This is a genomic window from Pseudomonas sp. m6p (assembly GCF_055760375.1).
Window position 1 is genome coordinate 4,852,328 of sequence record NZ_CM147084.1, and the last position, 25,817, is coordinate 4,878,144.

Annotated in this window: 25 protein-coding genes; 13 read left to right on the forward strand and 12 right to left on the reverse strand. The window is 62.0% G+C overall.

Translation table 11 applies throughout. The annotated features are described in order from the left end of the window. Positions 1–75 precede the first annotated feature (75 nt). From ACYZUM_RS22095 to ACYZUM_RS22110, 4 genes are all read left to right on the forward strand, one after another. Positions 76–1,371, forward strand: a complete 1,296-nt coding sequence (locus tag ACYZUM_RS22095; protein ID WP_047296708.1) for an NCS2 family permease — start codon at positions 76–78, stop codon at positions 1,369–1,371. Continuing rightward, positions 1,368–2,447, forward strand: a complete 1,080-nt coding sequence (gene trmA, locus ACYZUM_RS22100) for a tRNA (uridine(54)-C5)-methyltransferase TrmA (RefSeq protein ID WP_041065191.1) — start codon at positions 1,368–1,370, stop codon at positions 2,445–2,447. Before ACYZUM_RS22095 ends, trmA begins: the two co-directional genes overlap by 4 nt. A gap of 198 nt (positions 2,448–2,645) precedes the next feature. Beyond that, positions 2,646–3,095: a type II 3-dehydroquinate dehydratase gene (gene aroQ, locus ACYZUM_RS22105; protein WP_025108744.1), complete on the forward strand. Its 450-nt coding sequence runs from the start codon at positions 2,646–2,648 to the stop codon at positions 3,093–3,095. Then, positions 3,092–3,946, forward strand: a complete 855-nt coding sequence (locus tag ACYZUM_RS22110) for a shikimate dehydrogenase (RefSeq protein WP_108183868.1) — start codon at positions 3,092–3,094, stop codon at positions 3,944–3,946. The genes aroQ and ACYZUM_RS22110 overlap by 4 nt, the downstream gene beginning before the upstream one ends. 79 nt (positions 3,947–4,025) lie before the next feature. On the opposite strand, the gene ACYZUM_RS22115 is transcribed toward ACYZUM_RS22110, so the two are convergent. Then, positions 4,026–4,703, reverse strand: a complete 678-nt coding sequence (locus ACYZUM_RS22115) for a TetR/AcrR family transcriptional regulator (protein ID WP_041065184.1) — start codon at positions 4,701–4,703, stop codon at positions 4,026–4,028. A gap of 102 nt (positions 4,704–4,805) precedes the next feature. Further along, entirely contained in the window at positions 4,806–6,707 is a 1,902-nt protein-coding gene (gene quiC / locus ACYZUM_RS22120) for a 3-dehydroshikimate dehydratase QuiC (protein WP_108183869.1), read from the reverse strand. Between quiC and ACYZUM_RS22125 the strand changes: the two genes are divergently transcribed. Together ACYZUM_RS22125 and ACYZUM_RS22130 are read left to right on the forward strand one after the other, a co-directional pair. After that, positions 6,706–6,948 (forward strand): hypothetical protein, encoded by a 243-nt coding sequence (locus ACYZUM_RS22125; protein WP_473061185.1) that lies wholly within the window; start codon positions 6,706–6,708, stop codon positions 6,946–6,948. The genes quiC and ACYZUM_RS22125 overlap by 2 nt on opposite strands. A gap of 111 nt (positions 6,949–7,059) precedes the next feature. Further along, entirely contained in the window at positions 7,060–8,397 is a 1,338-nt protein-coding gene (locus ACYZUM_RS22130) for an MFS transporter (RefSeq protein WP_108183870.1), read from the forward strand. A gap of 186 nt (positions 8,398–8,583) precedes the next feature. On the opposite strand, the gene ACYZUM_RS22135 is transcribed toward ACYZUM_RS22130, so the two are convergent. The 4 genes from ACYZUM_RS22135 to ACYZUM_RS22150 all read right to left on the reverse strand — a co-directional run bounded on the left by ACYZUM_RS22135 (position 8,584) and on the right by ACYZUM_RS22150 (position 12,412). Further along, positions 8,584–9,462, reverse strand: a complete 879-nt coding sequence (locus tag ACYZUM_RS22135; protein WP_047296716.1) for a DMT family transporter — start codon at positions 9,460–9,462, stop codon at positions 8,584–8,586. 64 nt (positions 9,463–9,526) lie between these two features. Beyond that, positions 9,527–10,342, reverse strand: a complete 816-nt coding sequence (locus ACYZUM_RS22140; protein WP_108183871.1) for a sugar phosphate isomerase/epimerase family protein — start codon at positions 10,340–10,342, stop codon at positions 9,527–9,529. Between the two features lie 2 nt (positions 10,343–10,344). Continuing rightward, the gene (locus ACYZUM_RS22145) at positions 10,345–11,406 is read right to left on the reverse strand and encodes a Gfo/Idh/MocA family protein (RefSeq protein WP_108183872.1); all 1,062 of its coding nucleotides are present in this window, start codon (positions 11,404–11,406) and stop codon (positions 10,345–10,347) included. Between the two features lie 229 nt (positions 11,407–11,635). Continuing rightward, positions 11,636–12,412 (reverse strand): IclR family transcriptional regulator, encoded by a 777-nt coding sequence (locus tag ACYZUM_RS22150; protein ID WP_108183873.1) that lies wholly within the window; start codon positions 12,410–12,412, stop codon positions 11,636–11,638. Between the two features lie 175 nt (positions 12,413–12,587). On the opposite strand from ACYZUM_RS22150, the gene ACYZUM_RS22155 reads away from it, so the two are divergent. The 4 genes from ACYZUM_RS22155 (at position 12,588) to ACYZUM_RS22170 (ending at position 17,176) form a co-directional block, all read left to right on the forward strand. Beyond that, positions 12,588–14,327 carry an FAD-dependent oxidoreductase gene (locus ACYZUM_RS22155; RefSeq protein WP_108183874.1) on the forward strand — a complete coding sequence of 580 codons (1,740 nt, stop codon included), beginning with the start codon at positions 12,588–12,590 and terminating at the stop codon, positions 14,325–14,327. Continuing rightward, positions 14,311–15,144: an aldo/keto reductase gene (locus ACYZUM_RS22160; RefSeq protein ID WP_108183875.1), complete on the forward strand. Its 834-nt coding sequence runs from the start codon at positions 14,311–14,313 to the stop codon at positions 15,142–15,144. Before ACYZUM_RS22155 ends, ACYZUM_RS22160 begins: the two co-directional genes overlap by 17 nt. Positions 15,145–15,334: 190 nt before the next feature. Next, the gene (ypfJ, locus tag ACYZUM_RS22165) at positions 15,335–16,222 is read left to right on the forward strand and encodes a KPN_02809 family neutral zinc metallopeptidase (RefSeq protein WP_108183876.1); all 888 of its coding nucleotides are present in this window, start codon (positions 15,335–15,337) and stop codon (positions 16,220–16,222) included. Beyond that, a complete protein-coding gene (locus tag ACYZUM_RS22170) occupies positions 16,223–17,176 on the forward strand; it encodes an alpha/beta fold hydrolase (protein ID WP_041065155.1) in 954 nt (317 codons plus the stop codon). Positions 17,177–17,291: 115 nt separating this feature from the next. Here ACYZUM_RS22170 and ACYZUM_RS22175 read toward each other — a convergent pair whose 3' ends face one another. The 3 genes from ACYZUM_RS22175 to ACYZUM_RS22185 all read right to left on the reverse strand — a co-directional run bounded on the left by ACYZUM_RS22175 (position 17,292) and on the right by ACYZUM_RS22185 (position 19,426). Further along, positions 17,292–17,885, reverse strand: coding sequence for an HAD family hydrolase (locus ACYZUM_RS22175; RefSeq protein ID WP_108183877.1), 594 nt, complete (start codon positions 17,883–17,885; stop codon positions 17,292–17,294). Beyond that, positions 17,882–18,751, reverse strand: coding sequence for an acyl-CoA thioesterase II (tesB, locus tag ACYZUM_RS22180; protein ID WP_003228466.1), 870 nt, complete (start codon positions 18,749–18,751; stop codon positions 17,882–17,884). Before tesB ends, ACYZUM_RS22175 begins: the two co-directional genes overlap by 4 nt. A gap of 105 nt (positions 18,752–18,856) precedes the next feature. Then, the gene (locus tag ACYZUM_RS22185; protein WP_041065149.1) at positions 18,857–19,426 is read right to left on the reverse strand and encodes a GNAT family N-acetyltransferase; all 570 of its coding nucleotides are present in this window, start codon (positions 19,424–19,426) and stop codon (positions 18,857–18,859) included. Positions 19,427–19,508: 82 nt separating this feature from the next. Here ACYZUM_RS22185 and ACYZUM_RS22190 point away from each other — a divergent pair, with 82 nt between their 5' ends. Together ACYZUM_RS22190 and ACYZUM_RS22195 are read left to right on the forward strand one after the other, a co-directional pair. Then, complete coding sequence (locus ACYZUM_RS22190; RefSeq protein ID WP_108183878.1) at positions 19,509–20,429, forward strand: histone deacetylase family protein; 921 nt, start codon at positions 19,509–19,511, stop codon at positions 20,427–20,429. A 280-nt stretch (positions 20,430–20,709) separates the two neighbouring features. Continuing rightward, positions 20,710–21,954 carry a TIGR03862 family flavoprotein gene (locus ACYZUM_RS22195; RefSeq protein WP_108184436.1) on the forward strand — a complete coding sequence of 415 codons (1,245 nt, stop codon included), beginning with the start codon at positions 20,710–20,712 and terminating at the stop codon, positions 21,952–21,954. A 135-nt stretch (positions 21,955–22,089) separates the two neighbouring features. Here ACYZUM_RS22195 and ACYZUM_RS22200 read toward each other — a convergent pair whose 3' ends face one another. Together ACYZUM_RS22200 and yedA are read right to left on the reverse strand one after the other, a co-directional pair. After that, positions 22,090–23,430: a DEAD/DEAH box helicase gene (locus ACYZUM_RS22200; RefSeq protein WP_041065140.1), complete on the reverse strand. Its 1,341-nt coding sequence runs from the start codon at positions 23,428–23,430 to the stop codon at positions 22,090–22,092. Between the two features lie 65 nt (positions 23,431–23,495). Beyond that, entirely contained in the window at positions 23,496–24,437 is a 942-nt protein-coding gene (gene yedA, locus ACYZUM_RS22205) for a drug/metabolite exporter YedA (protein WP_041065137.1), read from the reverse strand. 163 nt (positions 24,438–24,600) lie between these two features. Here yedA and ACYZUM_RS22210 point away from each other — a divergent pair, with 163 nt between their 5' ends. Next, positions 24,601–25,053: an Lrp/AsnC family transcriptional regulator gene (locus tag ACYZUM_RS22210; protein ID WP_041065134.1), complete on the forward strand. Its 453-nt coding sequence runs from the start codon at positions 24,601–24,603 to the stop codon at positions 25,051–25,053. A 144-nt stretch (positions 25,054–25,197) separates the two neighbouring features. Here the strand turns inward: ACYZUM_RS22210 and ACYZUM_RS22215 are convergent, their stop codons facing one another. Beyond that, positions 25,198–25,803, reverse strand: a complete 606-nt coding sequence (locus ACYZUM_RS22215) for a 3'-5' exonuclease (RefSeq protein WP_108183879.1) — start codon at positions 25,801–25,803, stop codon at positions 25,198–25,200. Between the last annotated feature and the right edge of the window lie 14 nt (positions 25,804–25,817).

The following is a 25,817-nucleotide window of genomic DNA, read 5'->3' on the forward strand; positions in this document are numbered from 1 at the left end:
GGCGCTTGCGACGGTCTGTGCTTTGCTGTTGAGGTCGATACATTCACGGCGCCACGCGCGCCACGGGGAGCAGACATGCTGGAAAGGCTGTTTCAACTCAAGGCACACAACACCAACGTGCGGACCGAGATTCTGGCGGGCGTCACGACTTTCCTGGCCATGGCCTACATTCTGTTCGTCAACCCGAGCATTCTCGGCGAGACCGGCATGGACAAAGGCGCGGTGTTCGTCGCCACCTGTCTGGCAGCCGCCATCGGCTCGACCATCATGGGCCTGATCGCCAACTACCCGATCGCCCTCGCCCCGGGCATGGGCCTGAACGCCTTCTTCACTTACACCGTGGTGCTGCACATGGGCCACACCTGGCAAGTGGCGCTGGGCGCGGTGTTCATCTCGGCGGTGTGCTTCTTCCTGCTGTCGATCTTCCGCATCCGCGAATGGATCATCAACAGCATCCCGCTGCCCCTGCGCTCGGCGATTGCCGCCGGTATCGGCCTGTTCCTGGCGCTGATCGCCCTGCACAACGCCGGTATCGTGGTCAGCAACCCGGCGACCATGGTCGGCCTCGGTGATCTGAAAGCCCCGGCCCCGATCCTCGCCACCCTAGGCTTCGCCCTGATCGTCGCCCTCGAAGCGCTGAAAGTGCGCGGCGCGGTACTGATCGGCATTCTGGCGGTGACCATCATTTCCATCGCCATGGGCTTCACCCCGTTCGGCGGCGTGACCTCGATGCCACCTTCGCTGGCCCCGACCTTCATGCAACTGGATATCAAGGGCGCCCTGGACATCGGTCTGGTCAGCGTGATCTTCGCCTTCCTGTTCGTCGACCTGTTCGACAACTCCGGCACCCTGATCGGCGTCGCCAAGCGCGCCGGCCTGATGGGCAAGGACGGCCACATGCCAAAAATGGGTCGTGCACTGATCGCCGACAGCACCGCGGCGATGGCCGGCTCGCTGCTGGGTACTTCGACCACCACCAGCTACATCGAATCCGCTGCGGGCGTGAGTGCCGGCGGCCGTACCGGTCTGACAGCGATCGTCGTGGCGATCCTGTTCCTGTTGGCGCTGTTCTTCTCGCCACTGGCGGCCAGCGTTCCGGCATTCGCCACCGCACCGGCGCTGCTGTTCGTCGCCGTGCTGATGACCTCGGGCCTGGCGGAAATAGACTGGGAAGACATCACCGTTGCCGCACCGGTCGTGGTCACCGCGCTGGCGATGCCGTTCACTTACTCGATCGCCAATGGCATTGCCTTCGGTTTCATCGCCTGGACCGTGATCAAGCTGCTGTCGGGCCGCGCCCGTGAGCTGAACCCGGCGCTGGTGATTCTGTCGATTCTGTTCGTGATCAAGTTGGGTTGGTTCAACGCATGACTTTCGATTCCCAGGCCTACGCCACTCAGCTCGAAGACAAGGTCACGCGTTTGCGCGACCTGCTGGCCCCGTTCGATGCACCAGAGCCGACCGTGTTCGACTCGCCGCTGCAGAACTTCCGCCTGCGCGCGGAATTTCGCCTGTGGCGCGAGGCCGGCGAGCGGCACTACGCGATGTTCTCCCAGGACGACAAACGCACGCCGATCCTGATCGAAGAGTTCCCGATTGCCAGCTTGCGCATCAACCAGTTGATGCCGCAGCTCAAGGCCGCGTGGCAGGCCAGCGCGGCGCTGAGCCACAAGCTGTTCCAGGTGGAATTCCTGACCACCCTGGCCGGCGACGCGATGATCACCCTGTGCTACCACCGTCCGCTGGATGAGCACTGGCATGCGGCCGCGTCGAAGTTGGCGGCTGATCTCAACGTCAGCGTCATCGGGCGTTCCAAGGGCAAGCGCGAAGTGATCGGCCACGATTACGTGGTGGAGAAACTCGACGTCGGCGGTCGCACCTTCAGCTACCGTCAGCCGGAAGGCGCGTTCACCCAGCCCAACGGCACGGTGAACCAGAAAATGCTCAACTGGGCCTACGAAGCACTGGGCGATCGTCCTGACGATCTGCTGGAGCTGTATTGCGGCAACGGCAACTTCACCCTGCCGCTCGCCACCCGCGTGCGCAACGTGCTTGCCACCGAGATCAGCAAGACTTCGGTCAACGCCGCACTGAGCAACCTCAGCGAAAACGCTGTGGATAACGTCACGCTGGTGCGGCTGTCCGCCGAAGAGCTGACCGAAGCACTCAACGAAGTGCGCCCGTTCCGTCGCCTGCAGGGCATCGACCTGAAGAGCTACGAGTTCGGCAGTGTGTTTGTTGACCCGCCGCGCGCCGGCATGGATCCGGACACCTGCGAGCTGACCCGGCGCTTCGACAACATCCTGTACATCTCCTGCAACCCGGAAACCCTCGCGGCCAACATCGCCCAACTGCACGACACGCACCGCATCAGCCGCTGCGCGATGTTCGATCAGTTCCCGTGGACGCATCACATGGAGTCCGGGGTGTTGCTGACCCGCCGTTGATGGCGAATGCCGGATACGAGAAAGCCGTCGTGAGTGACGGCTTTTTTGTGGGTGCAGTTTCTTGATCTGTGCGATCACCGAACATAAAACGTCGGAGGCAACGCCGTTCAATTGACCATGGTAACCATCTGGTACATTTTACCTCCACAGGCTGAAACCTTCGGCCCAAGCCAAAAACAATAAGTGGAGTTTGCCCCCATGCCCCCTATCGTTCTGGTGCTCAACGGCCCGAACCTGAACCTGCTCGGCACCCGTGAACCGGCAACCTACGGTCACGAAACCCTGGCTGACATCTCTGCCCTGTGCGGGCGCGCCGCCGAAGAATTCGGCCTGGCCGTGGAGTTTCGCCAGACCAATCACGAAGGCGAACTGCTCGACTGGATTCATGCGGCACGCGGCCGTTGCGCCGGAATCGTGATCAACCCGGCAGCCTGGACGCACACCTCGGTGGCGATCCGCGACGCCTTGGTCGCCAGTGAGTTGCCAGTGATCGAAGTGCATCTGTCCAACGTGCATGCCCGCGAGCCATTCCGCCATCACTCGTTCGTCTCGGCCATCGCCACGGCGGTAATGTGCGGCTTCGGCAGCCATGGCTATCGCCTGGCTCTGGAGCATTTCAGTCAGCGACTGAAGGGGCGCGCAGCATGACCCGTAAACCGGTAATACTGGCTGGCCTGATCGGCGCGGGCATTCAAGCCTCGCGCACGCCAGCCCTGCATGAACACGAAGGCGATGCCCAAGGCTTGCGCTATCTGTATCGGCTGATCGACCTCGATCAGTTGCAACTCGACAGCAATGCCTTGGCCGACTTGCTGCAGGCCGCCGAACGGATGAACTACACCGGCCTGAACATCACCTTCCCGTGCAAGCAGGCGATCATCCCGCTGCTCGACGAACTGTCGCCGGAAGCCCGGGGCATCGGCGCGGTCAACACCGTGGTGCTCAAGGACGGCAAACGCATCGGCCACAACACCGACTGCCTGGGTTTTGCCGAAGGTTTTCGCCGTGGCCTGAAAGACGCTGCGCGTGCACGTGTCGTACAGATGGGTGCCGGTGGCGCAGGGGCGGCGGTGGCCCATGCGCTGTTGAGCGAAGGCGTGCAGCAACTGAGTATTTTCGACGTCGATCGCGAGCGCGCCGAGAGTCTGGCGAACAACCTCAACCAGCATTTCGGCTCAGGTCGCGCGGTGGCCGGGCACGATCTGCCGAGTACGCTGAATCAGGCCGATGGTCTGGTGAACACCACGCCGATGGGCATGGCCAAACTGCCGGGCATGCCCGTGCCGGTGGAGTTGCTGCGCAAGCAATTGTGGGTCGCGGAGATCGTGTACTTCCCGCTGGAAACCGAACTGCTGCGCAACGCCCGCGCCTTGGGCTGCCGCACGCTGGACGGCGGCAACATGGCGGTGTTTCAAGCGGTGAAGGCGTTTGAGCTGTTCAGCGGCGTGGTGCCGGATGCGCAGCGCATGCTGGCGCATTTTCAAAGCATGAACGTTTAAAAGATCAAAAGATCGCAGCCTTCGGCAGCTCCTACAGGGCCTTGTGTAGGAGCTGCCGAAGGCTGCGATCTTTTGCTTGTCACGGCTGCAAGTAGCGCAACACCGACTCGCAGATCATCTCGCGATGACGCTGCTTGATGCTTTCGTCCGGCAGGTCGATCTGAAAGATCTCACCGAAGGTGTGGCGGTTCGAGACGCGGTAGAAGCAGAACGAGCTGATCAGCAAGTGCACATCCAGCGCGTCGAGCCCGGCGCGGAACACCCCTTCTTCAGCACCGCGGCGCAAAATCTCGCCCAGCGAATCGAGGATCGTATTGTTCATCGCCTTGATCGCGTCCGAACGCTTCACGAATTCGGCGTTGTGGATGTTTTCGATGCAGACGATGCGCACGAAATCGACGTTGCGGTCATGGTGGTCGAAGGTGAACTCCACCAGTCGGCGGATCGCCACCACCGGCGGCAACTCGGCGAGGTGCAGGCGGTTTTCGGTGCTGCGGATATCGCCGTAAAGCTTCTCCAGCACCTCGACGTACAACTGCTCCTTACTGCCGAAGTAGTAATAGATCATGCGTTTGGAGGTATGGATACGCTCGGCGATCGCGTCAACGCGGGCGCCGGACAAACCCTGCTGGACGAACTCGACGATCGCCTCCTGCAGGATGTTCTCGCGGGTCTTTTCCGGGTTGTTCTTGCGACTCTTGCGCGGCTCGATGCCGGATACGACGGAGGCGGCGGGGAGTTCTGAAGTCATTGTCATTGCGGGCTCACGGCCATCACTGCACAGGTGGGCGATTATGGGCCGCGCTGCACAGTGAAGGAAGCCACGCGGCCCGTGTTTAATCCCGCGTTTACGAAATTCCTACAACTTCGCCTGGCGCACCGCGCCGCTGCGTGATTTGGCCATCGCCGCCAGACGTACCGCGACGTTCGCCGCACCATAGCCGGCATAGCCGTTTTTACGCTGAATGATCTCGAAGAAGAAGCGTCCCTCGAACGGCTCGGTATAGACGTGGAACAACTCACCGCCCTGGGCATCGCGGTCGTAGAGCACGTTGTAGTACGCCAGTTCGCTGAGGAATTCATCGTCGAAATCGAAGCGCGCAGCGAGGTCGTCGTAATAGTTGAGCGGAATATCCAGCAACGGCACGCCAGCCTCTTTGGCGCGGCTGACTTCAGCGAAGATGTCGTCACAATCGAAGGCGATGTGATGCACACCGGAACCGCGATAACTCGACAGTGCGTGAGAAATCGCGGTGTTGCGGTTCTCCGAGATATTCAGCGGCAAGCGGATCGAACTGTCGCGGCTGCGCAACGCGCGGCTCTTCACCAGCCCGTACGGATCGGGCAGCACCACTTCATCGTCGGCCTCGAAATCCAGCAGGCTCTTGTAGAACAGCACCCAACTGTCGAGGCTGTCGGCCGGCAACGCCATGGCCATGTGATCGATGCGCTTGAGGCCGCCACGGGCCTGAGCGTTCGGCAGCAGATTGAAGTCGGTGCCATAGACATCCGCCGCTTCATCCACCAGATAAATCAGGCTGCCGTCCGGTGCACGCACCGCGGCCAGTTCCAGTTCGTTGGGGCCGACCAAGCCGCGATAGGGCTGGCCCTTGTAGGCGACGGCGCGGGCCAGGGCGCTGGCGCTGTCCTTGACCCGCACGGCGGTGGCGCACAGCGACGGGCCGTGCGCCTCAAAGAAACTGTGGCCGAACGAATACGGTTCGGCGTTGAGGATCAGGTTGATATCGCCCTGACGCAGCAGGCTCACGCTCTTGGAGCGATGCTGCCCGGCCTTGACGAAGCCCAGGCGCTCCAGCCAATTGCTCAGTTTGGCGCCGAGGCTTTCGTCGACGGCGAACTCGAGAAACTCGATGCCGTTGTACTCGCTGGCCGGCGGCGTTTCGAAGAGGATCTCGCGGTTGGCCACCGGCGTCGGTTGCTGCTCCAGCCGCTGACGGGTCTTCTCTTCCAGATACAGCAGCGAACGCAGACCATCGGCGGCATTCGCTCGAGGTGGCGCGGCGCGGAAGCCGTCGTTGAAAATTTCCAGCGACAACGGCCCGGTGTAACCGCTCTGGATGATCGGCGCGAGGAAGCCCGGCAGATCGAATTCGCCCTGCCCCGGGAAGCAACGGAAATGCCGGCTCCATTCCAGCACATCCATGGCGAGGATCGGCGCGTCGGCCATTTGCACAAAGAAGATCTTGTCGCCGGGAATGTCGGCAATCGCGCTTGGATCACCTTTCAGCGACAAGGTGTGAAAGCTGTCGAGCAGCACGCCGAGGGCCGGGTGATCGGCCTGGCGGACGATGTCCCAGACCTGTTGATACGTATTGACGTGCCGGCCCCAGGCCAGCGCTTCATAACCGATGCGCAACCCGCGCGCGCCGGCCCGTTCGGCCAGCAGGCACAGGTCATCGACGAGAATCTGTTGATCGCCGACGCTGTCTGCCGAGGCGTTGCTGCAGACCAGCACCAGGTCGGTGCCCAGTTCCTGCATCAGGTCGAATTTGCGCTCGGCCCGCTCCAGATTGCGCGCCAGCCGATCACGCCGGCAACCTTCGAAATCGCGGAACGGCTGGAACAGCGTGATGGCGATCCCCAGGTCAGCGCACATCTGCCTGATTTCCCGCGGACTGCCGTCGTAATACAGAAGATCGTTCTCGAAAATCTCGACGCCGTCGAACCCGGCGGCGGCAATGGCTTCGAGCTTTTCCGGCAGGGTGCCGCTCAGGGAAACGGTGGCAATGGAACGCTGCATGTTTCTACTCCCGGACTTCGCCGCGCTTATCTTTAAGGTAGGAGCTGCCGAAGGCTGCGATCTTTTGATCCTGGTCCTGAAAAGCAAATTCAAAAGATCGCAGCCTTCGGCAGCTCCTACACAGGATGTTTTTTATCGTTGGGAAATTATTGGCTGCATGACTGCGCACAGCAATTTAAAGTGTACCAGCCGGTTAGTTTTGCGTGCGATTATCGAACACTATGGCGTTTCGACGAATTGACGATTTTTCGTCCACTGCCCACCATCGACTCCACATTGAGTCCGGATATGAACCTTCGGTCGCAGTGCGTGCAAACAACACCACATAACAAATTCAAAAACGGGTGGAACAATGATTCCTTCACAGACTTCCCGCATGGCTCCGGCCATGAGCACTGCCACGGGTGGCATCGGCGACAAGATCCGCGGCGCCATGGCCGTCGGCAAGACCCGTTGGGGCATGCTGGCGCTGGTGTTTTTCGCCACGACCCTGAACTACATCGACCGCGCCGCCCTCGGCGTCATGCAGCCCATTCTTGCCAAGGAAATGAGCTGGACGGCGATGGATTACGCCAACATCAACTTCTGGTTTCAGGTCGGCTACGCGATCGGCTTCGTCCTGCAGGGACGCCTGATCGACCGGGTCGGCGTGAAACGCGTGTTCTTCTGCGCGGTGCTGCTCTGGAGCCTGGCCACCGGCGCCCACGGTCTGGCGACGTCGGCCGTCGGCTTCATGGTCTGCCGGTTTATCCTCGGCCTGACCGAAGCGGCCAACTACCCGGCCTGCGTGAAAACCACGCGCCTGTGGTTCCCGGCCGGCGAACGCGCGGTGGCCACCGGCATCTTCAACGCCGGGACCAACGTCGGCGCCATGTTCACGCCGATGCTGCTGCCGCTGATTCTCCACGTCTGGGGCTGGCAGGCAGCGTTCCTGTGCATGTCGGCACTGGGCGGGATCTGGCTGCTGTTCTGGGGCTTGAAATACTTCAACCCGGAAGACCATCCGAGCGTCAAACAGTCGGAGCTGGAATACATCCAGAAAGAAGTCGAACCGGAACAGGCCCGCGTCCCGTTCTCACGCATCCTGCGCATGCGCGGCACCTGGGCGTTCGCCCTCGCCTATTCGCTGACCGCGCCGGTGTTCTGGTTCTACCTGTATTGGTTGCCGCCGTTTCTCAACCAGCAATACAACCTGGGCATCAACGTGACCCAGATGGGTATTCCGCTGATCATCATCTACGTGACGGCCGACTTCGGCAGCATCGGTGGCGGCATTCTGTCTTCGTTCCTGATCGGTCGCGGCATGAACTCGATCAAGGCGCGACTGCTGTCGATGTTCCTGTTCGCCTGCTGCATCATCGGCGTGATCATGGCCGCCGGTTCGAGCAATCTGTGGGTCGCCGTCGCGGCAATCTCCCTGGCGATCGGCGCGCATCAGGCCTGGACCGCGAATATCTGGAGCCTGGTGATGGACTACACGCCCAAGCACATGATGAGCACGGTGTTCGGTTTCGGCGGCATGTGCGCAGCGATTGGCGGGATGTTCATGACCCAGATCGTCGGCCACATTCTGACCGTCACCAACAACAACTACACGGTGCTGTTCACGCTGATCCCGGCGATGTACTTCATTGCGCTGACCTGGATGTACTTCATGGCCCCGCGCAAGATTCCTGACGTCACCGAGTAACCGGCCTACCCTGTAGGGGGGGGGGGGGGGGGGGGGGGGGGGGGGGGGGGGGGGGGGGGGGGGGGGGGGGGGGGGGGGGGGGGGGGGGGACGCTGCGATCTTTTGATCCTGTTTTTAAAGATCAAAAGATCGCAGCGTGCCGCAGCTCCTACAGGGTTTTGTGTTCGGCAAAAAGCTGAGTTCTTTTCACCTACGGCTCTGCTGCCACGCCGCCGCCAGGCCGCTGCAACAGATCACCACAATGCCGATCACCGTCAACAGGCTTGGCGTGTGATTGAACACCACCCAGCCCAACAGCCCGGCAAACACGATCTGACAGTAACCGAACGGCGCCAGCAATGCCGGCGCGGCGTGCCGAAACGCCTGGGTCAGAAACAGGTGCGCGGTCATCCCGCAACTGCCCAGCGCCAGCATCAGTGCGGCGTGCGTCAACGTCGGCACCTGCCAGAAGAACGGCACCAGTGCACTCATCACCAGCGTGTTGCACAGACCGGCGAAGAAGTTGCTGGTGGTCGGGCTATCGACCTCACTGAGCTTGCGCGTCAGCAGTTGATAGAAGCAGAAAAACAACGCCGAGCAGAACGGCAGCAGCACCGCTGGAGTGAACAATTCACCGCCCGGGTGAACGATGATCAGCACGCCGATGAATCCACAGATCACCGCAATCCATTGCCCGCGCGTTACCCGTTCCTTGAGCAACGGCACCGACAATGCCGTCACCAGCACCGGCGCGAGAAAGTTGACCGCCGTGGCCTCGGCCAGCGGGATATACAGCAGCGCCGTGGTGAAAAACAGACTGGTGCCGAGCAGACACAGCGCCCGCGCCAACTGCCACAACGGCCGTTTGGTACGCAACACCCGAAGCCCCGATTGTGGCAGGAAGATCCCCGCCATCAGCAAGGTGTGCACCAGATACCGCGCCCATACCACCATGACGATCGGGTAGAAACCCGAGAGGTATTTCGACAGCGCATCGTGGCTGGAAAACAGGAAGGTCGCCACGACAATCAGCAAGATCCCCTTGAAGGGTTGGTTGACACCGGAGAGCGGGGTGCTGACGGTCATTGGATATCTCTGAAGGAAAAATAAACAGTGGTGGGGACGCTGGCGCCCCGCCACCCACACTGACTTACAACTGCGCCAACAATTCCCGCGTCCTGTCGAGCGCCATCTGCGCTCGTTGCAATCCGCTGACGCCCTGCTCCAGCAGTTTTACCGTGGGGATCTCCAGGCTCAGGGGAATATTAGCTGGCAGACTGCGCAACAAACCGTGCAGGTCGCAATCGCCCTCGCCGGGAAACCGCCGCTCGTTGCGAGCCTGACGCAAGATCTCGGCCATGTCCGCCGGTCTCGGCCCCGCCACATCGCACAATTGCGCATAACGCAGGCGCGCCGGTGCGACGCTGGCCAGATCCTCCAGCCGTGAGCCGGAGCGATCGAAATGAAAGGCATCGACCAGCACCGCGGCATTTTCCCGGTCGGCATTGGCAACGATGCGCAACGCCTGTTCGAGGTTGCACGCATCGGTCCAGGGCATGAACTCCAGATGCGGATGCAAACCGTAAGGCGCCGCCAGATCACACAGCGCGGCAAAGTTGTCGGTGAGCCGTTGCTCGTCAGGATCATTGCCGGCGATGAGTAATTCACTGGCGCCAAACTCCGCGCCGACGGCCAGCAGCTTCTCGAAATCGGCGACCACGGTGTGCGGTTTCAGGCGCAGGATTTCCACATCGAGCACCGCGATGCCAGTGTCGCGCAAACGCCTCAACGTCTGACGCCGCAGATCACCATCAGCCACCAGCGGAAAGTGATATTCCTCCGCCGTCGCCGGTTCCAGGCGCAGGCCGACATGGCTGTAACCGGCACGCGCCGCGACCTCGACCATTTGCGGTGGCGACAATTCGAGCACGGTGAGACTGGCCAGGGACAGGATTCGTTCGTTCATGCTCAAGCCTCGACCGCTGCCGGGGAACAGGCACGGCCGCTGGCCGCCGCTTCACGAATCGCCTCGACCAGTGCCAGGGTTCGCGCGGCATCGGCGGCACTGACTAAGGGTTCGACTTCACGCCGCGCGACCTGCACAAAATGTTGCAGCTGCAAACGCAACGCGTCCCCGCCCTCACACGGTTCTTGCAGCGCGATCAGCGGTTCGTGCCAACCGGCATCGACTTGATCGGCAGCGTAATGCCAACGCTTGAGTTGCGGAATGCTTAACGCTCCGGCAGTGCCCGCCAGCAAATAACACGGCTGATCGGCCTGACGCGGGTAAACCGGGTTCTCTGCGGAATTCAGCTCCCAGCTCCATGGCGCGGCGACCGCATCGGAACCGCTCAGCGTGCCCAGTGCACCGCCGGCAAATTGCAGTAACACCGCGACGCTGTCTTCGTTGGCAAAACCCCGCACCGCGTTGTCGGTGACGGCCTGTACCGACTGCACCTCCCCGCACAGGTGACGCAGCAGATCGAGGTCGTGAATCAGGTTGGTCAGCAACAGGCCCGCGCCCGGCTCACGGCGCCACGGGACCTCGAAATAACGGTCGGGTTTGCGTAACTGGAACAGCGCAGTAACCATGGTCAGCCGCCCGAGCGCGCCGCTGCGCAGCAATTGGTGGGCACGCACGATCAACGGATTGTGCCGCCGATGATGGCCGACCAGCACCGGCACGCCGCTGCGTTTGACCGCCGCCACCAGTTTGCGCACCTCATCCCTGTTCACGCCCACCGGTTTCTCCAACAGCACCGGCACGCCAGCGGCGAGGCAATCCAGCGCCGTGCTGACGTGCTGATTATTCGGGTTGGCCACGATCACCGCGTCGGGCCTCACCTGCTCCAGCATCTGCCGGTGATCGGCGAAATTCGCCACGCCCCACTGCGCCGCCAGCGCGGGAGCCTGCGGGCCGGGATCGGCCACTGCACACAACCGGGCTTCATCGAGGGTTTGCAAGTGCTGGTAATGCTGTTGGCCCATGTTGCCGGCGCCGATCAGGGCGATACGAAGGGGCGGAGTCAAGGCGCGATCCTCTTGTGATTGTTGTTGGAAATGTCTCTTCAGCAACAATCTAGAACTGCGTTCCAGAATCAAACACCCACTAATGGAAAATCCGTGCGAACACCGCACAACTTCGTACACGACGCTCAACCTGTAGGAGCTGCCGCCGGCTGCGATCTTTTGCTCTTGATCTGAAAAACAACGTCAAAAGATCGCAGCCTTCGGCAGCTCCTACAAAGATCGGCGCGGGTCAGACAAACAATTCGGACGCCAGACTCGCCGCCGACAACTCCTCGGTGAACTTCATCAGCAACGGCGCCAATTCATGCAGCCGCGCGCCGGGCATCCGTGCGCTTGGCCCGGCGATGCTCAGTACGCCGATCACCCGTCCGTCAACGGGATGCTTGACCACCGCGGCAATCGCCGAAGTGCCCACCGCCGAACTTTCCTCGACGCAGGCATAACCCTGCTCCCGCGCCAGCCGCAGGCGCTCGAGCAACTCGATATTGGAGCGCGGCGCATTCGGCCCGACGCCCATCGGAACTTCCGCGCCCTGGCGCTCGACCAGCGACAACGCCTCGGCATCGCTCATGCAGGCCAGCCACGCGTGCCCGGAAGCGGTGTAGAACAGCGGCGCGTCGCGGCCCATGTCCGGGTCATAACGCAGGCCCGTCCGGGCACCCTGCGCCTTGGCGATCCAGGTCTGGCGCTCGCCATCGATCACCCCCAGACGCACCAGCTCACCGGTTTCCTGAGCCAGTCGATCCAGCACCGGTTGCACGATGTCGGCACCGCTGCTCGACAGGTACTGAAACCCCATCGCCACCAGTTTGGTCGACAGGTGATAGCGCAAAGTCTCGGCATTCTGTCGCACGTAGCCCAGCCGAATCAGCTCGGCGAGCATCCGGTGAGTGGCACTTTTCGGGATGTCCAGTTGCTCGGCCAGGGTCTGCATCGGCAGCCCGCGCGGCTCACTGGTGAGGCTTTCCAGCACACTGAAAACCCGTTCGATCTGACTGCCGGCCATGGGAAGGTCCAAGTGAAATTTTGCCGATTCTAGAAGACATCCGAGACAAAGCGAAATCCGGAACTGGCCGTGCGATAACCGCCCACTTTACTGAACCATGCCTTGTTGCAGCTGCACTTCATTGGTTAATTTCTGGAATCTAATTCCAATAAACCCAGTTGCGGAGCTTTGCCTGATGCCTGCCGAACTTCCCGAAATCGACTGCGACGTTCTGGTCGTCGGCTCCGGTGCCGCCGGTTTATCCACAGCGGTCACTGCCGCCTGGCACGGTCTGAAGGTCATCGTGGTTGAAAAAGATCCGCTGTTCGGTGGTGCCACGGCGTGGTCCGGCGGCTGGGCGTGGGTACCGTGCAATCCGCTGGCGCGACGCGCCGGCATCGTCGAAGACATCGAGCAACCGCGCACGTACCTGCGCCACGAACTCGGTGAGCATTACGACCCGGCCATGGTCGACGCCTTCCTCACTGCCGGACCACATATGGTCGCGTTTTTCGAACAGCACAGTGCTTTGCAATTTGCCGACGGCAACGCCATCGCCGACATCCATGGCGATACGCCGGGCGCTGGCACGGGCGGGCGCTCGGTCATCGCGGCGCCTTACGACGGACGACAAGTCGGACGCCTGCTCAAGCGCCTGCGTACAACGATGCGCGAAACGTCCTTCATGGGCATGCCGATCATGGCCGGCGCCGACCTTTCGGCGTTCCTCAATCTCACCCGTTCGCTGAAAGCGGCTTGGCATGTAACCCGTCGTTTTACCCGACACTTGCTGGATCTGGCGGTACACGGCCGGGCCATGCAACTGGTCAACGGGGTGGCGCTGGTCGCAAGGCTGGCGAAATCCGCCGAGGACCTTGGCGTCCTGTTATGGGAGTCGGCGCCGGTGAGCGAACTGCTGCGCGATGAATCAAGGGTTTGCGGCGCCGTGGTCAACAGCGCAAAAGGCCCGATCCGCGTCCATGCACGCAAAGCCGTGGTGCTGGCCGCCGGCGGGTTCGCCAATGACATCGAGCGGCGCAAGGCCTTGTTTCCGCGCACGCCCACAGGTCATGAACACTGGGCACTGCCACCGCTGGCGGTCAACGGCGATGGCCTGCGTCTGGGCGAAAGCGTCGGTGCCACGGTCAACACCGACGTGGCGTCGCCCGTGGCCTGGGCGCCGGTCTCGCAAGTGCCCCATGCCGACGGCAGCATCGGCCATTTCCCGCACATCATCGAACGCGGCAAACCGGGAATCATCGGCGTACTGCGCAACGGCCAGCGTTTCGTCAATGAAGCCAATGGTTACTTCGACTACGTCAGCGCCATGGTTGCCGCCACCCCGGAAGGCGAGGAAGTCGCCTCGTGGCTGATCTGCAGCCGCGCCTTTCAACGGCGTTATGGCCTGGGCATGTCGCGGCCCTTTCCCGTTCCGCTGTCAGGATTTATCCGCAGCGGCTATCTGAAAACCGGCAACACCCTTGAAGAATTGGCCAGCGCCTGCGGTATCGATCCTGGCGGGTTGCGCCGCACTGTTGATCACTACAACTCGCATGCGCGCCTTGGCGAAGACCCGTTGTTCGGTCGCGGTGCAACGCCCTACAACCGCAAACAGGGCGATCCGGCGAACCTTCCCAACCCCTGCGTTGCCCCAATAGAGGCCGGCCCCTTCTATGCCGTGAAAGTGCAACCGGGCTGCTTCGGCACCTTTGCCGGGCTCAAGGTCAACCCGCAGGCGCAAGTGCTCGACGCCCATGCCCGGCCCATCGCCGGGCTCTACGCCGCCGGTGGCGACATGGCCAGCATCATGGGCGGGCACTATCCGGCAGGCGGGATCAACCTCGGCCCGGCGCTGACGTTCGGCTACATCGCCGCCCGGCATATCGCCGGTATCACTGCTTTCGAACAGGAGATCGACCATGCAGCACATCGTTAACGCCCAAGGTTTGAACATGCCGAAACTCGGCCTCGGCACCTGGCCGATGCTCGGCGACGAATGCACCCGTGCCGTCGAGCAAGCACTGGAACTCGGCTACCGGCACATCGACACGGCAGCGGCCTACAACAACGAAGACGCGGTCGGACAAGCATTGGCGAATACACCGACACCCCGCGAGCAGATTCATGTCACCACCAAGGTCTGGTGGGACCAGTTGCAACCCGACGCCATGCGCCACTCGATGGAACGAAGCCTCAAGGCTTTGCGCAGTGAGTATGTCGACCTGTTCATGATCCATTGGCCGAGCACTGACTGGGACTTGCCGCGCACGCTTGAAACCCTCGCATCCTTCAAGGAGCAAGGTCTGGCTCGCCACATCGGCGTGGCGAATTTTCCGCTGCCGCTGCTGCGCACAGTCGTCGAGGAATACGCCATCCCTCTGTCAGCGATCCAGGTCGAGTACCACGTCTTGCTCGGACAAAACGCCCTGCTCGACTATGCCCGCCAACACGATCTGGCACTGACGGCCTACACGCCATTGGCGCGCAACAAGGTCTCGGAGATTCCACAGATTCAGCAGATTGCCGAAAAACACGGCGTGCTGCCGACTCAGGTGGCGTTGAAATGGCTGCTGGATCAGAACAACGTGGCAGCGATTCCCAAAGCCAGCAGCCGGGCCAATCAACTGGCGAACCTGGCTTCACTGCAGGTTGAACTGGACGCTGAAGACCGCGCGCTGATCGCCGCCCTGCCGAAGAATCAGCGTCAGGTCAGCCCGGATTTCGCCCCGGTGTGGGACGCCTTCGATCGCTGACGCACAGCGCGCCGAGAGAAATCCGCCAACGGATTGAATTAGTCGCGCACACGCTCGTCAATAACAGGCCCGCCCTCGTCACCCGAGGCCGGGCCTGTTTGCGTGTACGCCAATAGACGGACGACCGGACTGGCGCCACACTCCCACACCAGCAACACTCATCACCACGAACAAAAAAGAGGATTCCCACATGCTATGGAAAAAAGGCCGACGCAGTGACAACGTCGTCGATGCCCGTGGCGATGATAGCGGCGGCGGTGGCATGCGGTTCGGTGGCGGCAAAGGCCTGAGCCTGGGGGCGATCCTGCTGATCGTCGGCATCGGCTGGATCACCGGACAGGATCCGTTGCAGATCCTCGGCCAGCTCACCGGGCAAATGACCGAACAATCGGCACCGGCCTCGACGCAAACCCGTCAGGCGCCACCGGCCAACGACCAGCAGGCCGAATTCGTGCGTTCGATCCTCGGCGATACCGAAGACACCTGGGGCGCGATTTTCCAGCAGGCCGGCCGCCAATATAAGGACCCGACTTTGGTGCTGTTCAGCAACCGGGTCAATTCCGCCTGCGGTCTGGCGACTTCGGCGACCGGCCCGTTCTATTGCCCGGCGGATCAGAAAGTCTATCTGGACATGGCGTTCTTCCAGGAAATGGCCCAGCGCTTCAAGGCTGCCGGCGACTTCGCCCAGGCCTACGTGATCGCGCACGAAGTCGGCCACCATGTGCAGACGCTGCTCGGCGTCTCGGCAAAAATTCAGGCGGCCCGTCAGCAGGGGCGGCAGATGCAGGGCGACGGCGGTTTGCTGGTGCGTCAGGAATTGCAGGCCGACTGCCTGGCCGGCGTCTGGGCCTACCATGCGCAGCAGCGCCTGAACTGGCTGGAACCGGGTGACGTCGAAGAGGCCTTGAACGCGGCCAACGCCATCGGTGATGATCGCCTGCAACAACAGGGTCAGGGTCGAGTGGTGCCGGACTCGTTTACCCATGGCACGTCAGCGCAAAGGGTGCGCTGGTTCAAAACCGGATTCGCCCAGGGCCAGGTCGGCCAGTGCGATACCTTCGCGGCGAAAAACCTGTAAATGCACAAATGGCTTTTGGCGTTACTGATCATCGGCGGCAGCGCACACGCGGCGGGCGTCGATGCCATCAGCTCCGGGCGTCTGCAACTCAAGGCCGGCGAAATGGCCGTGGGCATCAGCCCCGCACCGGAAAAAATCGAGCGGGTGCTGATCGTCATTCACGGCCGTCTGCGCAACGCCGAAACCTACCGCAAGAGTGCCGAGCACGCCACGGAATTGGCCGGACAAACTGCGCACACGCTGGTGATCGCGCCGCAGTTTCTCAATGAAAGCGACGTCGCCCTGTACTCGCTGCCCAACACGTTGCTGCGCTGGAAAGGCAACGAGTGGATGGGCGGCGGGTTATCCACAGGGCCGAATCCGCTGAGTTCCTACGCCGCGCTGGATGAAATCGTCGCCCGGGTCAGCGACCGCAAGCAGTTTCCAGATGTGAAACAGATTGTGATTTTCGGCCACTCGGGTGGTGGCCAAGTGGTGCAGCGTTATGCCCTGCTGGCAAAGGATCAACCGGCGCTGAAGGCCAACGGCATTCGCCTGCGGTACGTGGTGGCCAACCCGTCGTCATACGCGTATTTCAACGAACAGCGGCCAGTGGCCTTCGATCACGCACAGTGCCTTGGGTTTAATCGCTGGAAGTACGGCCTGAGCGACATGCCGGTGTACGCCGGCGGGCAAACGCCGTTGCAGCTTGAAAGCAGTTACATCAAGCGCGAGGTGATTTATCTGCTCGGTCAGCAGGACACCGACCCGCAGCATCCGGCGCTGGACAAGAGCTGCGCCGCCGAAGCCCAGGGCGCGTATCGACTGGAACGCGGCAAACTGTTTTTCGGCTACCTGCTGCGCCGGCATCCGGAAGGGGTGAATCAGCGGCTGGTTGAAGTGCCAGGGGTCGGGCATAACGGCGATGGGATGTTGACGTCGCCGGAGGGGCAGAAAGCGCTGTTTGATCAGTAATTCTTGCGCTGGCCGTTCTGGCCTCATCGCGGGCAAGCCCGCTCCCACAGGGGAATGCATTTCAAATGTGGGAGCGGGCTTGCCCGCGATGGGGCCCTTTCAGGCGCTAAAGAACTCAGGCCAAAAGCATCCGCCGCAACTCGACACAATCCTGCGCATGCCAGTCGGTCAGCTCCGGCCACGGGTTGTCCGGCAGATTCACCAGCACCGTCCGCGCCCCGGCCGCCCGCCCGCAATCCAGATCAAAGCGGTAATCCCCGACCATCACCATCTCGCGCGCCGGCACGTTCCAGGCCTCGGCCAGTTTCAGCAACCCGCCGGGATGCGGCTTCGGCGGTGCTTCATCGCGGCCCAGCACATCTTCCACAGCGAAGCAGTCGGCCAGACCGATGGCTTCGAGCGTCACATGCGCCAGCTCCCGCGCGTTGCGCGTCAGGATGCCCAGGCGATAGCCCCGCCCGTGCAGATCGCGCACCAACTCCACCGCACCGGCAGCCGGTTTCGAACCCAGCGCCAGATCGCGCTCATGCTCCAGCAGCCAGGCATGTTTCGCCGCCGCTTCGTCGGCCGGCAGCGCCGCGAGGTGGGTGAGAATGTCGTCCTCGGGCGGAATCGCCAGCGCCACACGGATCGCCGCAAAGTCATGCACGGCGATCGTCAGCGTGCCGTCCATGTCGAACACCCAGTGCTTCACATCGCTCAGGCTCATGCCCAGTCCTTGCGGTGACGAATCAGGCCTTCCTGGGTCACCGACGCCACCAGTTGCCCGGCGCGGTTGTACACGCTGCCACGGGAGAACCCACGGGAATTACCGGCCCACGGGCTGTCCATCGCGTAGAGCAGCCAGTCATCGGCGCGCAGATCATTGTGGAACCACAGTGCGTGATCGAGGCTGGCGACCTGCATGTCTTTCTGCCAGACCGACTTGCCGTGGGGCAGCATCGAAGTGGTCAGCAGACCGAAGTCCGAGGCGTAGGCCAGCAGGTATTTGTGCAGCGCCGGAATATCCGCCAGCGCGCCATCAGCACGGAACCACACGTACTTCACCGGATCGGCCGGCTGCGGGTTGTACGGGTCCTTTTCGGTGACCGGGCGTACTTCGATCGGTTTCGGGCACAGCAGTTTTTCGCGCATGTGTTCCGGGATCAGGTGCGCGCGCTGCTGGGTCAGTTCCAGCTCCGACGGCAGGTTTTCCGGACCGACCACCACCGGCATCTGGCTCTGGTGCTCGAAGCCTGCCTCGTCGTACTGAAACGACGCGCTGCAGGTAAAAATCGGGTGGCCCTTCTGGATCGCGGTGACCCGCCGGGTGCTGAAGCTGCCGCCATCACGCACGCGATCCACCGAGTACACCACTGGCAATTTGGCGTCGCCGGGGCGCAGGAAATAACCGTGCATCGAATGCACATGGCGCGCCTCTTCAACCGTCTGACTGGCCGCCGACAGCGACTGGCCGAGCACCTGCCCACCGAACAACTGACGGAAACCCAGGTCCTGGCTGCGGCCACGGAACAAATTTTCCTCGATCGGCTCCAGGGTCAGCAGGTCGACCAGATCTTCCAACACTTGGCTCATTCAGACTCTCCTCACACAACGCTATGCCGCGCAGTCTTGGCTGCGGCGGCCCATTCAGGTTCTGGCGCGAGCCATTGTCGCGCCATTGTAAACGTCCGTGTCGGCTTAGCCATGCAGGGTTTGCAGCCATTGCTCCCTGGTAATCCGGTACAACACATGCCGGCGCAACGGGTGATCGACGGCAACTTTGGGGTGATCGAAATCATCGGCCGGATCGTGCTGCATGCCAATCGCTTGCATGACTTTCTCCGAGGGCAGATTGCTCTGGGCGGTGAAGGACACGATTTCCTTCAGCGACAACCGGTCAAAGCCGCAACGCAGAGCGGTCCATGCCGCTTCACTGGCGTAGCCCAGCCCCCAATGCTCGCGGGCCAGGCGCCAGCCAATTTCCACCGCTGGCGTGAACGGGGCATCGAAACCGACCACACCCAGACCGGTGAAACCGATGAACTCGCCGCTGTCCTTGCGCTCCAGCGCCCATAATCCGAAGCCGTGTTCGGCAAAATGGCCGCGCACCCGACCAATGAGCGAAGCACTTTCCAGGCGGCTCAAGGGCTGTGGAAAGTAACGCATGACCTGCGGATCGGCACACATCGCCGCAAATGCCGGCAAATCCTCGTCCTGCCATTGGCGCATCAGCAATCGCGCACTTTCCAGTTGCAGTATCGGCTCCATCATGCCCCTCCGTTTCCATGCCGCAAGTCTACATCGCTGGTAGGATCGTTCACTCTTTCCATCGTTCCTACATGAAGTCGCCATGCCACTGCCGTTGATCTACCACGAAGACTACAGTCCCGAGTTTCCGGCGGATCACCGCTTTCCGATGGACAAGTTCCGTTTGCTCCGCGACCACCTGGTCGACAGCGGCCTGACCCGCGACGCCGACCTGCTGCGCCCGGAAATCTGCCCCAACGACATCCTCGCCCTGGCGCATGACCGTCGCTATATCGAACGCTACATGAGCGGCGAGTTGTCCCGCGAAGACCAGCGGCGCCTTGGCTTGCCCTGGAACGAAGCGCTGGCGCGGCGTACGGTGCGGGCGGTCGGCGGTTCAATTCTGGCGGCAGAAAAAGCCCTGGAGCATGGTCTGGCCTGTCACCTCGCCGGCGGCACCCATCACGCCCACTACGATTACCCGGCCGGCTTCTGCATTTTCAATGACCTGGCGATCATCAGCCATTACCTGCTGCAAAGCGGCCGGGTGAACCGGGTGCTGATCTTTGATTGCGACGTGCATCAGGGTGATGGCACCGCACGCATCCTCCGCGACACGCCGGAGGCGATCACCGTTTCCCTGCACTGTGAAAAGAATTTTCCTGCACGCAAGGCCGAAAGCGATTGGGACATTCCGCTGCCTAAAGGCATGGGCGATGGCGACTACCTGAAGGTGGTGGATGACACACTCAACTACCTGCTGCCGCTGTATCAACCGGACCTGGTGCTGTACGACGCCGGGGTCGATGTGCACAAGGACGACGCCCTCGGTTATCTGCAGCTGACAGACGAAGGCGTCGCCGCCCGCGATGAAAGCGTGATGCGCCATTGCCTGGGCCGCGACATCCCGGTGGTTGGCGTGATCGGCGGTGGCTACAGCAAGGATCGCCACGCCCTCGCCCGCCGCCACGGCATCCTGCATCACAGCGCGCAACGGGTCTGGACGTCACACGGTTGTCACTGAGCTGTGCTGCGTTACCCACAATGGCTGTGGAACGGCCTGTGGATAACCTGAGCGAAAGGGACTACAGCCCGCAGCGAACACGGTGTACAGCGCGATGGTTGTTTTTTAACCAGGCCACCAGATTTACCGTCGATCCCCCTGTAGGAGCTGCCGCAGGCTGCGATCTTTTGATCTTTGTTTTCTCAAGGCCAAGATCAAAAGATCGCAGCCTGCGGCAGCTCCTACACGGATCCCGGCTGTTAGAATGCGCGCCTTATCCCGCCATACCGCAGCGCACGCCATGACCCAGACCTCCGCCCCCCTCCCCGCTCACGTCGCCATCATTGGCGGTGGCCCCGCCGGCCTGATGGCCGCCGAAGTGCTGAGCCAGGCCGGCGTGCGCGTCGATTTGTACGACGGCATGCCCTCGGTGGGGCGCAAATTCCTGCTGGCCGGGGTCGGCGGCATGAACATCACTCACTCCGAGCCTTACCCGGCGTTCCTCGCGCGCTACGCCGACCGCGCACCGCAGGTCGCGCCGTTGCTGCGCGGCTTCGACGCCGACGCGTTGTGCCGCTGGATTCATGAGCTGGGCATCGAGACCTTTATCGGCAGCTCCGGCCGGGTATTCCCCACCGACATGAAAGCCGCGCCGTTGCTGCGCGCCTGGCTCAAGCGCCTGCGCGACAGTGGCGTGGTTATCCACACCCGCCATCGCTGGCTCGGCTGGGATGCACACGGCGCTCTGCGCATTGCCAGCCCCGATGGCGAAATCACCGTCAAACCCGACGCCACCCTGCTCGCCCTCGGCGGTGGCAGCTGGTCGCGGCTGGGTTCGGATGGCGCGTGGATGCTGCCGCTGGAACAAAAAGGCGTAGGACTGGCTCCGTTACAGCCGAGCAATTGTGGTTTCGAAGTGCAGGCCTGGAGCGAGTTCCTTGTCAGCAAATTCGCCGGCGCACCGCTGAAAAATGTCGCCATCGGTTTGAACGACGATGTGCCGCGCCTGGGCGAATGCGTGATCACTGCAACGGGCGTTGAAGGCAGCCTGATCTACGCGTTGTCAGCGCCGATCCGCGAGGCGATCAACGCCCACGGCTCAGCCACGGTGCACATTGATCTGCTGCCCGGCCGGCCTGTGGATAAATTGCAGGCAGCGTTGAGCAAACCGCGCGGCTCGCGCTCGATGGCCAAGCATCTGCATAGTCAGGTCGGGATTGATGGGGTGAAAGCGGCGTTGTTGCGCGAGCTGAGTGACGCGGCAACCTTCAATGATCCGGCGCTGCTGGCGCGGGCGATCAAGGCGTTGCCGTTGACCCTGGTGAAAACCCGTCCGCTGGACGAAGCGATCAGCAGTGCCGGTGGCGTGACGTTCGAGGCGCTGGATGAGCGCTTGATGCTCAAGGCCTTGCCGGGGGTGTTTTGCGCGGGGGAGATGCTGGATTGGGAAGCGCCGACGGGCGGCTATCTGCTGACCGGGTGTTTTGCCAGCGGGCGGGCGGCGGGGTTCGGCTTGCTCGAGTGGCTTCAGCACAAATCCCTGTAGGAGCTGCCGAGTGAAACGAGGCTGCGATCTTTTGACCGTTAAAAACAAGATCAAAAGATCGCAGCGTGCCGCAGCTCCTACAGGGAAATGCATTCCCGACGTACCAGCGAAGGTGTCCTTAGCGATGCCACATCATCAAGGCTTGCGCTTGCGCGGCCCGGTATTGAACACCGGCACTTTACGCACAGGCTTGATCGACGGCTCCGGCGCCTGGGTGTCGCCACTGTCGACCCACTTGCCCAGATTGCGTTTGCCGCCACCGCCACCGGAGGTCTTCGGCTTTTTCGGTTTCTTCGGCTTCTTGATCACCTGACCGCTGGCATCGGTCTCCGGCACACGGTGCTCAGGTTCGAAGTCCGGCTCGTTCTGGCGCTTCAAGGTCTGACGGGTGAGCATCTCGATTGCCGAGAGCATGTTCACTTCATCGGCACACACCAGCGAGATCGCCTCGCCCGTTGCACCGGCACGGCCGGTACGACCGATGCGATGGATGTAATCCTCGGCCACGATCGGCAGGTCGAAGTTGACCACCAGCGGCAAATCTTCGATATCCAGACCCCGAGCCGCGACGTCGGTCGCCACCAGAATCTGCACTTCACTGAGTTTGAAACGATCCAGCGCGCGCTGACGGGTCGCCTGCGGTTTGTCGCCGTGAATACCGTCGGCGTTCACACCGAGGCCCTGGAGTTTTTCCACCAACGCGTCCACGCCGTTGCGGGTCTTGGCGAACACCAGCACCTGCTTCCACTTGTTCTTGCGCATCAGGTGCACGAACAGTTCCGGCTTGCGCTTCTTGTCCACCGTCACCACCCACTGCTTGACGGTGTTGGCCGCGACGTTGCGCGGGCTGACTTCGATGCTCAGCGGATCGTTGAGCATCTGCCCGGCCAGCAGGCGGATGTCATCGGAGAAGGTCGCGGAGAACAGCAACGTCTGGCGCTTCTTCGGCAGCGCGCGATAGATGTTCGCCAGCTCTTCGGAAAAGCCCAGGTCGAGCATGCGGTCGGCTTCGTCGAGCACCAGGGTTTGCAGCTGATTGAATTTCAACGCGTTCTGGCGGAACAGGTCGAGCAGACGGCCCGGGGTTGCCACCAGCAGGTCGACGCCGCCGCGCAGTTTCATCATCTGCGGGTTAATGCTGACACCGCCATACACCGCGTAAGTGCGCAGCGGCAGGTTTTCAGCGTACTGGCGTACGGATTCGTGAACCTGCTCGGCCAGCTCGCGGGTCGGCACCAGGATCAGCGCACGCACCGAGTTGGCCGTGACTTTCGGTCCTTCCATGGCCAGCAACTGCAGCAGCGGCAAGGCGAAACCGGCGGTCTTGCCGGTACCGGTCTGGGCCGCAGCCATCAGGTCGCGACCGGCCAGCACGGCCGGAATGGCTTGCGCCTGGACCGGCGTCGGGGTCTGGTAGCCGAGCTTCTCAAGGGAGCGCAGCAAGGGTTCGATCAGGCCAAGGGTGGCGAAAGTCATGGGAGTACCGTAGGAAAAATCAGCGCGGTTGCGCAAAACAAGGGTGCAATGGCGCGCAGTTTACCCTAATTCACACGCGGTTCTGCTGGAACGGCGGTCTTCGGCGGCTCCGCGACCAGCGGCTGCGCTGGCCGCCGCCATTGCGGCAGACCGATCAGCACCACGGCACTGATGATCACCAGCATCGCCAGCGCTTCTTCCATGCCAATGGTCTCGCCGACAAACACGATCCCCAGCAACACCGCCACCGCCGGGTTGACGTAGGCATAACTGGTGGCCGCCGCCGGACGCACGTGTTTGAGCAGGTACATGTAGGAATTGAAAGCGATGATCGAGCCGAAGAAGATCAGATACCCCAGGGCCAGCCAGCCTTCCACCGGTGGCAAGGCTTGCAGGTGTTCGCCGCTGACCGCGCTGCCGATCAGCAGGACCACGCCGCCCACCAGCATCTCCACGGCACTGGCCATCGCCCCTTGCGGCAACGGCAGGTGTTTGCTCCACACCGAGCCGAAGGCCCAGGTCGCCGCCGCAAAAATCAGCAACGCCGCGCCCAGCGGACTCGATTGCAGGTTGGAACCCATGTTGAGCATGGCAATGCCGACGATCCCCAACGCCACCCCGGCCCATTCGAGGCGGGTATTACGCGCGCCCCAGAAATAGCCGCACAACAACGTAAACAACGGCACAGTCGCCACTGCCAGTGCCGCCACGCCGGACGCCACACCCGTGTGCTCGGCGACACTGACCGCGCCGTTACCGAAGCTGAGCAACAGAATCCCGATGATCCCCGCCGCTTTCCACTGCACCCAGGTCGGCGCCGGCGCGCCACGCCAGCGCAGGAAGGCGTACATCAGGCTGCCGGCAATCACGAAGCGCACCCCGCCGAGCATCAGCGGCGGCCAGTATTCGACGCCGAGGCGGATTACCAGATAGGTCGATCCCCAAATCACATACAGCGCGAAAAACGCGGCGATCAACGGCAAGGAAAAACGGCGCAAGGCAGGCATGGGCAGCTCGACAGTCAGAGGCAGGGTGAGGATTATTCTAGAAAGGCCCGTGAGCAAAAATAAGTTACAAAACCTGTTTATCGCGCCGGTACACTTTTGAAACAACGGAGATCGACGGGATAAGCCGTGATTTCGAAAGTCTGGCATTTTCAGGAGTCCGGCCTTGGACAAATACGACCGCATGCTGCTCAGCGCTCTGTTGGAAAACGGTCGAGCGTCCTACGCCGATCTGGCACGCAAGGTGAACCTGTCCGCCCCGGCAGTGGCCGAACGGGTGGCCAAGCTTGAGGCGTCCGGCGTGATCACCGGGTATCAGGCGAACATCGACCTGTCGAAAATCGGTTTGCCGATCCAGTGCATGATCGAATTGCGCCTGCACCAGAACGGCAGCCAGAAGGTCTACGACGAACTGGTGAAAATCCCGCAACTGACCGAATGCTTCCGTGTGACCGGCGATCCATGCGTGATGATGAAGGGCGCGGTGGGCTCGATGACCGAACTGGAGGAACTGATCAATCACGTGGCGAAGTTTGGCTTCAGCAAGACCTCGATCGTGTTGTCCAGCGCAATCGAGAAGCGCGTGCCGCTGAGCCATATAGAAGCCAACGGCAAATAGTTCGGGCCAACCACAAATCCACTGTAGGAGCTGCCGAAGGTTCGGGCCGCGTTCGGACGATCTTTTGACTTTGACTTTTAAAAGCAAGATCAAAAGATCGCAGCCTTCGGCAGCTCCTACAAAGGTTCTGTGTCGGGCTGGGGATCAGCGGAAGCGCTGCAGGTGTTCGCTGACTTTGGCCGCCGGGACTTTCTGCAGTTTGCACAGCAAGTCATGGTTCAGCTCACGCACGCCATGCTTGTGCCGCAGCTCTTGCGCCAGATGCGCCATCAGATTGGCCGCCATCTCGGCATCCGCCATGGCCCGGTGCGCCTGGCCGGTGTGCGGCAGGCGCGCAAATGCAGTGAGCGTACCGAGCTTGTGATTGGGTGCCGCGGGCATCAGGCGCCGGGCCAGCAGCAGTGAACAGGCGAAGTTCTGCAGACGGGTGCGTTTGATCCGTCCCAGTTCAAAGTCCCAGAATTTCTGGTCGAACGAAGCGTTGTGCGCCACCAGCGGGGTGCAGCCGACGAATTCGTTGACCTCTTCCATGACCCGCTCCGCCGCAGGCGCGGTACGCAGCATGGCGTTGCTGATGCCGGTCAGTTGTTCGATGAAGGCCGGGACGCGCACGCCGGCATTCATAAGGCTCTGGTAACGCTCGACGATACGGCCGTTTTCCAGCATGACCACGGCGATTTCCGTGGCGCGACAGCTGCTGTTCGGCGACAGGCCGGTGGTTTCAAAGTCGATGACTGCAATGCGTTCCAAACCGGGTTCAACTC

Bases quoted from the DNA above. Each gene is read 5' to 3' on its own strand.
- ACYZUM_RS22095 (WP_047296708.1), top strand. From the start codon at position 76: ATGCTGGAAAGGCTGTTTCAACTCAAGGCACACAACACCAACGTGCGG.
- trmA (WP_041065191.1), top strand. From the start codon at position 1,368: ATGACTTTCGATTCCCAGGCCTACGCCACTCAGCTCGAAGACAAGGTC.
- aroQ (WP_025108744.1), top strand. From the start codon at position 2,646: ATGCCCCCTATCGTTCTGGTGCTCAACGGCCCGAACCTGAACCTGCTC.
- ACYZUM_RS22110 (WP_108183868.1), top strand. From the start codon at position 3,092: ATGACCCGTAAACCGGTAATACTGGCTGGCCTGATCGGCGCGGGCATT.
- ACYZUM_RS22115 (WP_041065184.1), bottom strand. From the start codon at position 4,703: ATGACAATGACTTCAGAACTCCCCGCCGCCTCCGTCGTATCCGGCATC.
- ACYZUM_RS22125 (WP_473061185.1), top strand. From the start codon at position 6,706: ATGTTTCTACTCCCGGACTTCGCCGCGCTTATCTTTAAGGTAGGAGCT.
- quiC (WP_108183869.1), bottom strand. From the start codon at position 6,707: ATGCAGCGTTCCATTGCCACCGTTTCCCTGAGCGGCACCCTGCCGGAA.
- ACYZUM_RS22130 (WP_108183870.1), top strand. From the start codon at position 7,060: ATGATTCCTTCACAGACTTCCCGCATGGCTCCGGCCATGAGCACTGCC.
- ACYZUM_RS22135 (WP_047296716.1), bottom strand. From the start codon at position 9,462: ATGACCGTCAGCACCCCGCTCTCCGGTGTCAACCAACCCTTCAAGGGG.
- ACYZUM_RS22140 (WP_108183871.1), bottom strand. From the start codon at position 10,342: ATGAACGAACGAATCCTGTCCCTGGCCAGTCTCACCGTGCTCGAATTG.
- ACYZUM_RS22150 (WP_108183873.1), bottom strand. From the start codon at position 12,412: ATGGCCGGCAGTCAGATCGAACGGGTTTTCAGTGTGCTGGAAAGCCTC.
- ACYZUM_RS22155 (WP_108183874.1), top strand. From the start codon at position 12,588: ATGCCTGCCGAACTTCCCGAAATCGACTGCGACGTTCTGGTCGTCGGC.
- ACYZUM_RS22160 (WP_108183875.1), top strand. From the start codon at position 14,311: ATGCAGCACATCGTTAACGCCCAAGGTTTGAACATGCCGAAACTCGGC.
- ypfJ (WP_108183876.1), top strand. From the start codon at position 15,335: ATGCTATGGAAAAAAGGCCGACGCAGTGACAACGTCGTCGATGCCCGT.
- ACYZUM_RS22170 (WP_041065155.1), top strand. From the start codon at position 16,223: ATGCACAAATGGCTTTTGGCGTTACTGATCATCGGCGGCAGCGCACAC.
- ACYZUM_RS22175 (WP_108183877.1), bottom strand. From the start codon at position 17,885: ATGAGCCTGAGCGATGTGAAGCACTGGGTGTTCGACATGGACGGCACG.
- tesB (WP_003228466.1), bottom strand. From the start codon at position 18,751: ATGAGCCAAGTGTTGGAAGATCTGGTCGACCTGCTGACCCTGGAGCCG.
- ACYZUM_RS22185 (WP_041065149.1), bottom strand. From the start codon at position 19,426: ATGGAGCCGATACTGCAACTGGAAAGTGCGCGATTGCTGATGCGCCAA.
- ACYZUM_RS22190 (WP_108183878.1), top strand. From the start codon at position 19,509: ATGCCACTGCCGTTGATCTACCACGAAGACTACAGTCCCGAGTTTCCG.
- ACYZUM_RS22195 (WP_108184436.1), top strand. From the start codon at position 20,710: ATGACCCAGACCTCCGCCCCCCTCCCCGCTCACGTCGCCATCATTGGC.
- ACYZUM_RS22200 (WP_041065140.1), bottom strand. From the start codon at position 23,430: ATGACTTTCGCCACCCTTGGCCTGATCGAACCCTTGCTGCGCTCCCTT.
- yedA (WP_041065137.1), bottom strand. From the start codon at position 24,437: ATGCCTGCCTTGCGCCGTTTTTCCTTGCCGTTGATCGCCGCGTTTTTC.